Below are 13,107 nucleotides of genomic sequence, written 5' to 3'. Positions count from 1 at the left end.
TTCTTCATCCATGGCCTGCGGTACGGTTTGCCGCCAACCACCCGAGGCAGGAGCCCGGTGCGTGAATCGCGCACGCCGGGATCTGCGCGGGGGGTGTCCCGTAAGGGGCATTCCTACCGTAACATATTCCGTTTTTTACGAAATCATGTCGAGCGTGTCGGCGAGTTTTCGCTAATGGCTGCGAATCCAAACCTCAGTGAAGCCGCGATGACGTGAGCAGGATGAAATGACAGGTGGCGGTGAGCATGTCGTTCGGATAATTCATGGCGTGAACCGTCCACGTGGCGTGGGGATGGGCCCATCATAGGTAGAACGGTCCCGCGCAACGGTTCAGCATTGCAAAGGCGCACTGCATCGGCGACAGCGAATGGCCGAGTAGGCCGCATATGATCCGGAGGCGACCATGACTGGCACGGCGTCATCAACTGCAAACACGTTTGCATCGTTACCGGAAATCGAGTTCTGGTTCGACTTCGGCAGCAACTACAGCTACCTCAGCGTGATGCGCATCGACGCACAGGCGGAGGCACACGGTGTGCGGATTCTTTGGCGCCCGTTCCTGCTGGGCCCCGTGTTTCGCGACCTCGGCTTCGACAATTCGCCGTTCGTGTTGCAGGAAAAGAAGGGCGCATACGTGTGGAGGGACATGGAACGCCAATGCCGCAAATACGGCCTCGCGCTCACCCGTCCCACTGTCTTTCCACGTGCTGCGCTGCTGGCGATGCGCGTGGCGTTGCTGGGCGCGGATCAGCCGTGGATGGCCCCCTACTGCCGCAAGATCATGCAACTGAATTTCGCCGACGACCGCGACATCGGTTCAGCAGAGGTAGTGAAAGAAGCGCTCGACGAACTCGGCTTGTCCGCGCAGCAGATCATCGCCGACGCGCAAAACGAAGCGAACAAGCTGCGCCTGCGCGAGCAGACCAGCATGGCCGCGGGCAAAGGGATCTTCGGCGCACCGACGTTTTTTGTCGGCGGTGAAATGTTTTGGGGCAATGACCGGCTGGACGATGCGCTGGAATATTGCGCTTTGGCCGCGCCGCGCGGCTAGCGCAATCAGTGCGCCGGATGTGGGTGAATGTTATTCGTCGCCGTGCTGGCAGAAACGGCGGCCGGGCACATGAGAGACGACGGCCTGAGCGATTTCGAGCGGTGTGCTCTCCGCAGGGACGACCCGGCGGCTCGATTCGGGTGTGTGCTTCATGGTCCATTCGACGAGCCGGTATGAACGTCCCCAAGGCGGCTGCAGCGGGTCCGAGACCTTGCATGAGTGGATCTGGCGAACCCAATCGTTGCCGGGCATGGCGCGCAGATGCTCGAATACTGTCTCTTCAACCATGTTTTTGACTCCTTCTTCTCGGGCGTGCAGCCCGTTTTTCTGCGGGTCGTCGATACCCCTTAAAAAAGTGCCGCCGATGTTCTGGCGGCCCAACAGGGGATGGTGTGCGCCATGGTTGCAGGGAAGAATTAAGCCAAACTTAAGAGGCGGCAAAGGCCTGCGCTGCGAACCGGCCCTCAAGACTTCACCGCATCGGCCGTTATTACGACGGTTGGGGCCGCTACCCCGCTTTGCCTTCGGGCTCGCAACCTCATACCGTGACGAATCTCGCCCAAACGCCGCTCTCCGAGCGGCTTCGCTCGCTAGTCGACACCGTGCAGCACAACGAGCGCACCTTGCGCCGCTTCCAGAACGTCGAGTTGCGTTTGATCGGCGCGCAGGATTTCGCGTCGTTTCTCGACATTCTGTTCAATCATCTGCCGCAGGAATTCTCTCTGGCGAGCGTGACGCTGTGGCTCGACGACCGCGCGCCGATATTGCTCGAACTACTCGAGCCGATTGCCTTGCGGGCGCTCGATCATCCGGGCCTGAAGACTTCGCGCGAGGGCGGACTCGCCGCGCAGGGTCTGTGCAAAGAGGGCCGGCCATGGCTTGGCAGGCCGGGCGAGCTTGACGACGGCGCGCGCCGCGCATTCTTCGGCGCCGCGCATACGCCGGCGAGCGCGATCCTGTTGCCGCTTGCGGCCGCCGACACCGTCAGCGGCTATCTGTGTCTGGGCAGTGACCACCCGTCGCGTTTTGGCGACGGCATGGCCACGGACATTCTGGAGCGCTTCGCGAGCATCGTGACCGCGAGTCTCGACAACGTCGCGCATCGCGAGCGGCTCAAGCAGCTCGGCATGACCGACTCGCTGACGGGCCTCGCGAATCGCCGCTATTTCGACGAGCGGCTGCGCGAGGAACTGATGCGCGCGGCGCGTTACGGTGTGCCGGTATCGTGTCTTTTCATTGATATCGACAGCTTCAAACGCATCAACGATACCTACGGTCATCAGAGCGGCGACCGCGCATTGGCGGCAGTGGCGGCCTGTGTGCGGCAGCAGGTGCGGCTGGGCGATACTGTCGCACGCTACGGCGGAGAAGAGTTCGCCGCGCTGCTGCAAGGCGATCGGGCCGATGCGCTTATCGTCGCTGAGCGTGTGCGGTTGGCGGTCGAAAGACTGGGTCTGCAGGACGATCACGGCGAACGCATTGCGTTGACGGTGTCGATCGGCGTCGCGGCGCGCATGGCAGGCGGTGCGCCGGCCGACGCGGTTTCGCTCGGTCGCGCGATGATGGAGGAAGCCGATCGCGCGATGTATCAGGCCAAACGCAATGGCCGCAATCGTGTCGAGGCGTTGGTGAAAGCGGGCGGCGATGAAGCGGCACGCTGACTTTGGCAGCTGCTTTACCGCTGATTTGCCACAAAACACCATCGGCACATTCAGGTGTTGCCGGTTGCTCACGCAACTGGCAACGCACGCTGACGCCGACGTCCAGCGCGAGAATTAGCCTGGCGAGGCCTTTCGCGTATTGCTCAGTCAAAGTTGACCATAGAACTGAAGCGAAGTTAGGGATGCCGGGCGCATTCGACGGCCCGCCGTGCACTTCCAAAGTGCTTCAGGCGTGCTTCAAACGCCCGGCGCATCCGGCGGCACTCCGAGCAATTGCAGCGCGCCGCCCGTCACTCCGCTGAACACCGGCCCGGCCACCGTGCCGCCGTAAAACGCCTTGCCGGCCGGATCGTCGATCATCACCGCGACGATCAGCCGAGGGTCGCTCATCGGCGCCATGCCGACGAACAGCGCGCGGTAGCGGTTCTTCGCGTAGCCCGCGCCGACCTGTTTGCGCGCCGTGCCGGTCTTGCCGCCGATCCGGTAGCCCGTCACTGCGGCTGCGCGTCCCGTGCCGCCTTCGCCGGTCGCCATTTCCAGCATCGCGCGGATCGCCCGCGCGGTGGCCGGTTTCGTCACCGCGAGGTCGCGATCGGCGGACGGCGACTGCGCGGCGGCGCCTGTCGCATCGCGCAGCAGACTCACGCGCTGCATCGTGCCGTCGCCGGCATACGCGGTGTAGACCTGCGCGATCTGCAGCAGCGAAGCTGACAGCCCGTAGCCATACGCCATGGTCGCCTGTTCGATCGGGCGCCAGCGTTTGTACGGACGCACCTTGCCGGACGCGACGCCCGGAAAGGTCAGTTCGGGCCGCAGGCCGAGCCCGTATTGCTGGTATTTGGTCCAGATCGTCTCGGCCGGCAGGTTCAGCGCGAGTTTGGCGAGTGCGATATTGCTCGACTTCTGCACCGCTTCGGAAACGGTCATCACGCCGTGATTCGACGTGTCGTGAATCACGGCCGGGCCGATCCTGTACCAGCCGGGCGCGGTGTCGATCACGCTTTGCGGCCGCACCTTGCCCTTGTCGATCGACAACGCGACGACCACCGGCTTGATCGTCGAGCCCGGTTCGAAGGTGTCGACCACCGCGCGGTTGCGCAGTTGCCGGCCGGTCAGGCGGGCGCGGTCGTTCGGGTCGAAGCTCGGGTAGTTGGCGAGCGCGAGAATCTCGCCGTTGCGCGCATCGAGCACCACGACGCTGCCGGCCTCGGCGTGATGTTTCGCTATCGCTTCCTTCAGTTGCGCGTACGCGAGTTGCTGGATGCGCCGGTCGATCGTCAAATGGATCGTGTCGCCGTTTCGCGCGGGCACGAGCGGCCGCGTCTCGGACACCACGCGGCCGAGCCGGTCGCGGATCACCTCGCGCTGGCCAGGCACGCCGAGCAACTGCGCGTTGGCGGCCAGCTCGACGCCTTCCTGGCCGTTGTCCTCGATATCCGTGAAGCCGACCACATGCGCGGCCGACTCGCCTTCGGGATAAAAGCGCTTCGAATCCGCGATCTGCGTGATGCCGGCGAGGCCCAGCCGGGACAGATGCGCGGCGGTGTCGGCGTCCACCTGGCGTTTGAGCAGCACGAAACTCTTGTCGCCGTTCAGACGCCGGCGTAATTCCGCGAGCGGCAGGTCGAGCAGCTTCGACAGTGGCGCGACGGTGGCCTCGTCGATCTGCTTCGGCGACGCCCAGATTTCGTACGTCGCGAGGCTGATGGCGAGCATCGAGCCGTTGCGGTCGACGATCCGTCCGCGCGTCGCGTCGAGTTCGATGGTGCGCTGATAGCGCTTTTGACCCTGATCGACGTAGAAGTCCTGGTTCACCACCTGGACCCAGAACGCGCGGGCCGCCAGCGTCGCGAACGCGCCGAACACCAGCAGGACGATGAACTTCGAACGCCACGCGGGCAAACGCGCGGCCAGCAGCGGGTTCTTCGCGACGGGCGCGTACGGATCATGCGGCTGCGATTGCTTCTTCTGGGTCATTGGGTGCGGATAACGGACTCGATTAACTTGCATCTGGGCCGCCCGGATCGGCGGCGGACGGCTTGAGTTGGCAACTGCCGCGTGGGCCGGCACGACGACGGCGGGCTCGTGTTCGGCTTTGGCAGCGTCCTGATTGTAATAAGAACGTAATCTTGATGCGAGCTTCATGCAAGCGGAGAGTGGCAGGCAGCACGGCGTGCAAGGTGCCGCTACCGAGTGCAATGCTGATGGTGCAGGCCGAAGCGCAGGCCGAAGCGCAGGCCGAAGCGCAGGCCGAAGCACAGGCCGAGGCGCAGGCTCATCGGCGCGTCGGCCGTGGCTGCGGCAACAATCGCTTGTGCATGAGATGCAGGAGGTGCAGCAGCATGACGCGAGCACTGGGCTGGCTTGACTGAGCGGTGCTTGCGCGTAGCCTGGACAGCGCGGGTCGTCCCATCCCGCGGGTCGGAAAGCAGCCGTTGCTCGATGGAACGTGGTAAGCGTTTGCCGCGTACGGCGAGCGAGGCAAGGCGAGAGGTGCAGAACGACTGCGTGCCGAGCAACGAAAAAGCCGCGCGGACTTGCAAAATCCGCGCGGCTGATTCGTTCGATCAATGCGTCGACTCCGACGCGGCGTGTTAAAGAGGCGCTCTCTGCCCTGTCGAGCGCCTTCTTTTTTTTTAGGTGCTTTTCTTTAGCGTCACCTCAAGCCTCAAACCTCAAGCCGGCAACGCGAAACTCGAAATCGCCTCGCGCAGCACACCCACTTGGTCCTTCAGCGAATGAGCCGCGGCCGCGGCCTGTTCGACGAGCGCCGCGTTCTGCTGCGTCACCTGATCCATTTCGCCGACCGCGCGATTGACCTGCTCGATGCCCGCGCTCTGCTCGCGCGAAGCGTTGCTGATCTCTTCGAGAATCTCGTTCACACGACGCACCGACTGCACGATCTCGCCCATCGTCGAGCCCGCGTTGGCGACCAGCGACGCGCCGGTTTCGACGGTATCCGTCGAAGTTTCGATCAACGCCTTGATCTCCTTGGCCGCCGTCGCCGAGCGCTGCGCGAGGCTGCGCACTTCGGCGGCGACCACCGCGAAGCCGCGTCCCTGTTCGCCGGCGCGGGCCGCTTCGACGGCCGCATTGAGCGCGAGAATGTTGGTCTGGAACGCAATGCCGTCGATCACGCCGATGATGTCGCCGATCTGTCTGGAGCTGGCGGTGATCTCGCCCATCGTGCGCACCACGTCGTCGACCACGCGGCTGCCGCGCGAGGCGACATCCGCGGCCTGGCCGGCGAGCTGCGCGGCCTGCATCGCACTATCGGCGTTCTGCTTCACGTTGACAGTCATCTGATCCATGCTCGACGCGGTTTCGACGAGCGCCGCGGCCTGTTCCTCGGTGCGCTGCGAGAGGTCCGTGTTGCCGGCGGCGATTTCGGTCGCGCCGATGTTGATGTTCTCGGTACCCAGACGCACGCGCGACACCGTTTCGACAAGACCCGCCTGCATGGTCTGCAGTGCACGCAGCAGGCTGCCGGTGTCATGCGGGGCGACCGGCATGCGCGCCGCGAGATTGCCCTGCGCCATCAGCTGCGCGTGTTCGACAGCCACTTCGAGATCGCCGCCGAGCGAGCGGCGAATACTGCGCAGCACCAGCAGCATGACCGCCGTGGCGATGGCGCCGAGCGTCACGGTGATCGCGAGCCAGCGCAGCAGATTGGCGTAGAACGCGCTTTGCACGTCGTCCATGTACATGCCGGTGACGAGATACCAGTCCCACGGCGCGAAGTGTACCGAGTAGCTGGTCTTGGCCACAGGTTGTTCGCTGCCGGGCTTCGCCCACAAATAATCGACGAAGCCGCCGCCGTCGTGATTGCCCGCGTTGACGATATCGACGAACAGATGGTGGCCTGCCGGGTCGGCGAACTGCGCAAGGTTCTTGCCGACCAGTTCCTGCTTGAACGGGTGCATCAGCATGACGGGCTGCGAATCGTTGACGGAGATGTAGCCGTCCTTGCCGTAACGCATCGCCGCCAGCATGTCGAGCGCCTGCTGCTTCGCGTCGGCTTCGGAGAGCGTGTGCTGTTGGGCCAGCGTGTAGTAGCGGGCGACGATGTGGTTGCCCTGATCGATCAGAGCGGTCAATTGATCACGGCGGTCCGAGATCATCGACGCGCGGTTTTGCCATGCGCCGAAGCCGCCGATCAGAATCAGGCCGATCCATAGAACGGCAATCATGGAAGCCAGTTTTTTGTTCAGAGTCATAGCAATGAGCTTTGCTTTTGCAAGGGGGTCGATCGGTGTTGAGTTCGCTTTTGGCGATTGGCTTGTTGCTCACTGTGTTTACGGCGCGCCGGGGTTTGCTCCGCAGGCAGGGGAAACCCGTTGTTTCCGGTTGTTATTCATCTGATTTATAGGGTGTTTCTGCTTTGCTATCGATTTTTAATGGTTCGTGGAAAATAGTTTATTGGGTTGTCGATTGCCGGTTTTATTCGCTACCGAGAAAAACCGGGAAGCTCGAATTAATTAGCGGATGCCCATATAGCTGAATATTAAAAATTCAGATCATCACGACGATTAAAGGTAATCAAATCCATTTAAAAGCGCGCTAGCCCATGCCAGGCTTGATCTGCGTCAATTTGCCACAAAACGCCAATCAAATCCAGAATAATTCGAATACTGCGAGGATGCAGAAAACAGCACATTTTTCCACTTAACCGCAACGCGCAAAGAACTCGGGTCGGCGAAAAGACGAATAAATAAAAATTCCGCTATAGTCGCCATTTTCCAGTCGCCAGCCGGGCAAAAAGAGCACCAATAAGCCCGCCATCCGGAGTAAAGAACATGAATGCCCGCCAACCCGCCTTCATCGCAGCGACCCGTAGCGCGCGCCTGCGCCAGATGCTCGTCAGCAACGAACTCGAATTCATGATGGAGGCCCATAACGGCCTGTCCGCGCGAATCGTCCGTGAAGCCGGCTTCAAAGCGATCTGGGGCTCGGGCCTTGCGATCTCCGCGCAATACGGCGTGCGCGACAATAACGAAGCAAGCTGGACCCAGGTGGTCGACACGCTCGAATTCATGGCCGACGCCAGCGATCTGCCGATCCTGCTCGACGGCGACACCGGCTACGGCAACTTCAACAACGTGCGCCGCCTCGTACGCAAGCTCGAACAGCGCGGCATCGCCGGCGTCTGTATCGAAGACAAGCAGTTCCCGAAGACCAACAGCTTCATCAACGGCGAAGCGCAGCCGCTTGCCGATATGGACGAATTCTGCGGCAAGATCAAGGCCGGCAAGGATTCGCAGTCCGACGAAAATTTCTCGATCGTCGCGCGCGTCGAAGCGCTGATCGCGGGCTGGGGTATGGACGAGGCGCTGCGCCGCGCGGAAGCCTATCGGCAAGCCGGCGCGGACGCGATTCTGATTCACAGCAAGCTCTCGCGCCCCGATGAAATTCTCGAGTTCGCGCGCGAGTGGGCCGGCCGCGGGCCGCTCGTGATCGTGCCGACCAAGTACTACAGCACGCCGACCGAGGTGTTCCGCGAAGCGGGCATCAGCACCGTGATCTGGGCGAATCATCTGATCCGCGCGGCGACCTCGGCGATGCAGGCCGTTGCGAAGGAAATCCATTCGAGCGAAACGCTCGTCAACGTCGAAGACAGCATTGCCGCCGTCAACGAAATCTTCCGCCTGCAGGACGCCGACGAATACTCGGAAGCCGAAGACCGCTATCTGTCGAGCGGCCGCGCGGCCGGCGCCGCCGTCGTGCTCGCCGCGAGCCGCGGCAAGGGCCTCGAAGCCGTCACCGAAGACCGCCCGAAAGTGATGCTGCCGATCGCTGGCAAGCCGCTCTTACGCTGGCTCGTCGACGCATTCAAGAAGCAGGGCGTCAACGACATCACGGTGGTCGGCGGCTATCGCGCCGATGCGATTGACACGGCGGGCATCAAGCTCGTCGTCAACGAACAGCACGCGCAGACCGGCGAACTCGCATCGCTCGCGTGCGCGCTAGACCGGGTCGCGCTAGACCGGGTCGCGCAAGACAAGCTGACGGGCGACACGGTCATCTCGTACGGCGACCTGCTGTTTCGCAGCTATATTCTGCGCGATCTCGTGGAGAGCGAAGCGGCGTTCAGCGTGGTGGTGGATTCGTCGCTGACCGATACGGAAAACGCCAGCGTGCGCGATTTCGCGTGGTGCTCGGCGGGCGATGACCGGGGTCTGTTCGGCAACAAGGTTCTGCTGCGTCACGTGTCGAGCGGGCAGCACGCGTCGGCGGCGATTGCATCGCAAGCGCCGCATGGCCGCTGGGTCGGTCTGTTGAACGTGCGCGAGGCCGGCCGCGAGCGTCTGCAGGCGGTGATGAGCCGGTTGCGGGCGCGCGCGGATTTCGCTTCGCTCGACATGCCCGAGCTGCTGAACGCGCTGATCGAAGCCGGTGAATCGATCGAGGTGCAGTACGTGCATGGCCACTGGCGCGGTGTGAACGATCTCGACGACTTCCGTCGCGCGGGCGACTTCGCGCACGGGCAAGCGCCGTTCGCGGCCACGACCGGCAACGCGGCGAAGAGCACCACGAACGCCACGAACGGAGCCACGCGATGATCGAAGCCGCACAGTTCGTCGAGGCCGCGCGCGAACGCGGCTTCGACTGGTACGCGGGCGTGCCGTGCTCGTATCTGACGCCGTTCATCAACTATGTGCTGCAGGACGAGTCGCTGCATTACGTGTCGGCGGCCAATGAAGGCGACGCGGTCGCGCTGATCGCGGGCGTCACGCTCGGCGCGCGCAAAGGCCGGCGCGGCGTCACGATGATGCAGAACTCCGGGCTCGGCAACGCCGTGAGCCCGTTGACCTCGCTCACGTGGACCTTCCGTCTGCCGCAATTGCTGATCGTCACGTGGCGCGGCCAGCCGGGTGTCGCCGACGAACCGCAGCACGCGCTGATGGGACCCGTCACGCCCGCGATGCTCGACACGATGGAGATTCCGTGGGAGACCTTCCCGACCGAAGCCGACGCGATCGGTCCAGCGCTGGACCGCGCGATCGCGCACATGGATGAAACCGGCCGCCCGTATGCGCTCGTGATGCAGAAAGGCAGCGTCGCGCCGTACGAGTTGAAAGACAGCGGCGCGCGCGTGCGCCGTGCGGCGGTTGCGCCGCGTGCGCAGTTCCGCGATGTCGCGGCGGGCGAACTGGCTTCGCGTCACGACGCGTTGAAGAAGGTGATCGCGCACACGCCGCTCGAATCGACGGTGGTGCTGGCGTCGACCGGATTTTGCGGCCGCGAACTCTACGCGATTGACGACCGTCCGAACCAGTTGTACATGGTCGGCTCGATGGGTTGCGTGACGCCGTTCGCGCTTGGTCTCGCGCTCGCGCGTCCCGACTTGCACGTGGTCGCGCTCGACGGCGACGGCGCCGCGCTGATGCGCATGGGCGCGTTCGCGACACTCGGTGCATACGGTCCGGGCAATCTCACGCACGTGCTGCTCGATAACGGTGCGCACGACTCGACCGGCGGTCAGGCGACGGTGTCGCCGCAAGTCTCGTTTGCGGGGGTGGCGGCCGCGTGCGGTTATGCGTCGGCGGTTGAAAGCGACGACCCGGCCGTGATCGACGAACTCTTCAACGCGCCACTCGCGGACGGTCCGCGCTTCGCGCGCCTCACGATTCGCCGCGGCACGCCGGATGGCCTGCCGCGTCCCACCATCACTCCGCCCGATGTGAAGACGCGCCTGATGCGCCACATCGGCGCCGCTTGAAAGGAGCCTCCATGCTGCTGCTCAATCCCGGCCCGGTGACGCTCACCGAACGCGTTCGCAACAGCCTGTTGCAGACGGACCTGTGCCACCGCGAAAGCGAGTTTTTCGACTTGCAGGAAGAGGCCCGCACGCGTCTCGTCGATCTGTACGGACTCGACGCCAGCGAATGGCAGGCGGTGCTGATGACCGGCTCCGGCACGGCCGCCGTCGAAAGCATGACTGCCGCGTTGGTGCCGCAAAACGGGAAACTGCTGGTGGTGGAAAACGGCGTGTACGGCGAGCGTATTTCGCAGATCGCCGCGCAGTACGGCATCGCGCATGAATCGCTGAAGCACGACTGGATGCACGCGCCGGACCTGGCGAAGATCGCCGGATGCCTCGCTGCGGACAAGGCGTTCACGCACGTCGCGGTGATTCACCACGAAACGACCACGGGCCGTCTGAACGATCTGGCGGCGCTCGGCGCGATTTGCCGCGAGCGCGGAGTGCGCCTGCTGGTGGACGGCGTCAGCAGCTTCGGCGCCGAATCGATCGACTTCGCCGATAGCAGTCTCGACGCGGTCGCGGCCACCGCGAACAAATGTCTGCATGGCGTGCCGGGGGCGTCGTTCGTGCTGGTGCGTCGCGCCGCGCTCGCGCAGGCGGCGAGCCGCACGTACTACCTGGATCTCGCGCGGCTCGCGCGGTTGCAGGATCAGCGCAACACGCCGTTCACGCCGTCGGTCCACGCGTACTACGCGCTCGTCGAAGCGCTGCGCGAACTCGCCGACGAAGGTGGCTGGCGCGCGCGTCACGCGCGTTATGCGGCGCTTGCGGAACAGGCGCGGGCGGGGCTGGCCGAGCGGGGCATCGGCAGCGTGTTGCCGCCGGAGCAGTCGTCGGTGGTGCTGCGCGCCTACCGGCTGCCCGACGGCATCGCATATCTGCAACTGCACGACGCGTTAAAGGCGCGCGGCTTCGTCATCTATGCGGGGCAGGGCGGCTTGTCGGCCGAACTGTTCCGCATCTCGACGATGGGCGATATTCACGCCGCCGATATCGACCGTCTGCTGCAAGGCTTTAGCGAACTGACGCGCTGATTCACGCGCCGTGCGCGCCGCATGCACCGCGCGGCGCGAAACGCTCACACGGGATCTTTGTCCGGCGGTCCATCGGGCCGCTGCGGCTCCTCGACGTGATGACCCGGCGACGGCGGCACCAGCGGGTCGGCCTCCGGATCGCGGTTCGGATCGGCGTTAGGGTCGGGAATTGGACTTGTATGCATGTCGTAGCTCATTGCATCCCCTGTAGTTGAATTGCGCCTGGTGCGGGCGATGCTGCTCGACCGGGCGCTGGTCATTTCACTTCTAGCGTAGGCGTTTCCGCCGCGCTTCGCCGCTTACTTTTTTGCGCGACGGCCCACGCTCAGTTGCCAGTAACGCTCGGTGGCGAAGATGTCGTCGTAGTTGCCCGCGCCGAACGCGCGCAGCTGGCTGGCATACGCATGCACCGCTTCACGCTTGAGTTGCGCGCGGCGTTGCACGTCGATCGTATGGCCGGCGCTCGGATGAGCCGGCGTCGCCACGATGCCGCGCTGCGCGAGATCGGCGAGCCGCGCCTGCACCACGCCGGGCGTGCGCCGGTGAATCGCTTCCTCGTAGCCGAACCATTCCAGATGCGAGAGCCGCGGCAGGATTTCGCAGCAGGCTTCGAAGACGCGCGCGTGATCGTCGTGGTGCAGGCCGAGCGGCATCAGCAGGGTGTTCGCGGTGGTGCGATAAATCGTTTCCTCGAGCGCCGCCGCCATTTTGCTGATCGACGGCGAGTCGGCGTACTGGCTGTCGCTAAACGGCATGCGTAGCGGAATCGCGTCGAGCATCTCGAGCGCGCGGTTGTCCTCCAGCGTGCGTTCGTGGACCGCCTCGCGGGAGCTCGCGAAGCCTGATTTTGCATCCCACTCGGTATGCATTTCGTGCTCGGGCGGCGCGGCGAACACCGTGCAGACCGCCGCGTCGGGATGCGCAGCGAGCAATGCGCCGCAACTGAATACGGCGTCGTCGAAATGGGGCGAGACAATGAACAGGCGTGGGCTGGTTTCGCTCATGGGCGTGTAGGGAGTCGATGCGTGGCCGGCTGCGTGGGACGCGTCGGCTCGCGTGGGAAAAACACGGCGTCACCTCAGCTTAGGCGCAATCGGGGCGGATTGCGCGGTTGTCGCCGGTGCAAGCGGCGTGCCTGGAGAGGGCTTCTGTTGTTCCTGCCGGCTCTGGTTGGCTCCCGCAGACCCTCACCGTCGTATCGGAGAGGGCTCCCGGATTGCCTCACTGTTTGCGGCGGTGAAAACGGCGTCTGCGGCGCGATGCCTTGGCGCAGCTGTTCTCGCGCCGCGCTGCGCCATGCGGCAAAGGACGGTTCGATCGGCATGCGTTTCATGCGTACGTGCGGTGGGCACACGCGGTGAAAAGCGCCAGCCCATGCGGAGAAAATGCTGGATAGATATACAGCATCCGCTCAAACGTCCGCTTCGATCAAGTGCGCGCAGCAATCCCGCGATCCAGGCGCTGCCGCATACCTAGTCCGCCCTGAATAACCCGAAAGGCTTTATGCGACGGAGCTTTGAGGTCGAAATGGTGTTGTGAGATTTGCAGGAACCTGGCACATTAACGCGAGAACCCTGCATTTTTCGACGAGGTGCA

At 63.9% G+C, this 13,107-nt stretch carries 11 protein-coding genes; 6 read left to right on the top strand and 5 right to left on the bottom strand.

Features of this window, described 5'->3' with window-relative positions; all coding sequences use genetic code 11:
* The coding region (locus FVF58_RS52415; RefSeq protein WP_223191245.1) for a hypothetical protein at nt 1-216 on the top strand (216 nt) is incomplete at its 5' end.
* A 187-nt stretch (nt 217-403) separates the two neighbouring features.
* Entirely contained in the window at nt 404-1,051 is a 648-nt protein-coding gene (locus tag FVF58_RS49865; RefSeq protein ID WP_149676820.1) for a 2-hydroxychromene-2-carboxylate isomerase, read from the top strand.
* 30 nt (nt 1,052-1,081) lie between these two features.
* Here FVF58_RS49865 and FVF58_RS49860 read toward each other — a convergent pair whose 3' ends face one another.
* The gene (locus FVF58_RS49860; protein ID WP_149676821.1) at nt 1,082-1,339 is read right to left on the bottom strand and encodes a DUF2866 domain-containing protein; all 258 of its coding nucleotides are present in this window, start codon (nt 1,337-1,339) and stop codon (nt 1,082-1,084) included.
* Nucleotides 1,340-1,596: 257 nt separating this feature from the next.
* Here FVF58_RS49860 and FVF58_RS49855 point away from each other — a divergent pair, with 257 nt between their 5' ends.
* Entirely contained in the window at nt 1,597-2,712 is a 1,116-nt protein-coding gene (locus FVF58_RS49855) for a GGDEF domain-containing protein (RefSeq protein WP_149676819.1), read from the top strand.
* A 237-nt stretch (nt 2,713-2,949) separates the two neighbouring features.
* On the opposite strand, the gene FVF58_RS49850 is transcribed toward FVF58_RS49855, so the two are convergent.
* On the bottom strand, nt 2,950-4,689 hold the full coding sequence (locus FVF58_RS49850; RefSeq protein ID WP_149676818.1) for a peptidoglycan D,D-transpeptidase FtsI family protein: 1,740 nt from the start codon (nt 4,687-4,689) through the stop codon (nt 2,950-2,952).
* Nucleotides 4,690-5,387: 698 nt separating this feature from the next.
* Nucleotides 5,388-6,929, bottom strand: a complete 1,542-nt coding sequence (locus FVF58_RS49845) for a methyl-accepting chemotaxis protein (protein WP_149676817.1) — start codon at nt 6,927-6,929, stop codon at nt 5,388-5,390.
* Between the two features lie 579 nt (nt 6,930-7,508).
* Between FVF58_RS49845 and aepX the strand changes: the two genes are divergently transcribed.
* From aepX to FVF58_RS49830, 3 genes are read left to right on the top strand one after another with little or no spacing between them, the layout of a single operon-like run.
* Nucleotides 7,509-9,272 carry a phosphoenolpyruvate mutase gene (gene aepX / locus FVF58_RS49840; RefSeq protein ID WP_149676816.1) on the top strand — a complete coding sequence of 588 codons (1,764 nt, stop codon included), beginning with the start codon at nt 7,509-7,511 and terminating at the stop codon, nt 9,270-9,272.
* On the top strand, nt 9,269-10,432 hold the full coding sequence (aepY, locus tag FVF58_RS49835) for a phosphonopyruvate decarboxylase (RefSeq protein WP_149676815.1): 1,164 nt from the start codon (nt 9,269-9,271) through the stop codon (nt 10,430-10,432). Before aepX ends, aepY begins: the two co-directional genes overlap by 4 nt.
* 11 nt (nt 10,433-10,443) lie before the next feature.
* Nucleotides 10,444-11,511: a 2-aminoethylphosphonate aminotransferase gene (locus tag FVF58_RS49830; protein ID WP_149676814.1), complete on the top strand. Its 1,068-nt coding sequence runs from the start codon at nt 10,444-10,446 to the stop codon at nt 11,509-11,511.
* 44 nt (nt 11,512-11,555) lie between these two features.
* On the opposite strand, the gene FVF58_RS52195 is transcribed toward FVF58_RS49830, so the two are convergent.
* Together FVF58_RS52195 and FVF58_RS49825 are read right to left on the bottom strand one after the other, a co-directional pair.
* Entirely contained in the window at nt 11,556-11,696 is a 141-nt protein-coding gene (locus tag FVF58_RS52195) for a hypothetical protein (RefSeq protein ID WP_167335679.1), read from the bottom strand.
* Between the two features lie 114 nt (nt 11,697-11,810).
* Entirely contained in the window at nt 11,811-12,515 is a 705-nt protein-coding gene (locus FVF58_RS49825; protein ID WP_149676813.1) for a PIG-L family deacetylase, read from the bottom strand.
* Between the last annotated feature and the right edge of the window lie 592 nt (nt 12,516-13,107).

The sequence above is a fragment of the Paraburkholderia panacisoli genome (genome assembly GCF_008369935.1).
In the GTDB taxonomy this organism is placed as follows: domain Bacteria; phylum Pseudomonadota; class Gammaproteobacteria; order Burkholderiales; family Burkholderiaceae; genus Paraburkholderia; species Paraburkholderia panacisoli.
This window is presented reverse-complemented; position numbering and strand designations above follow the sequence as displayed.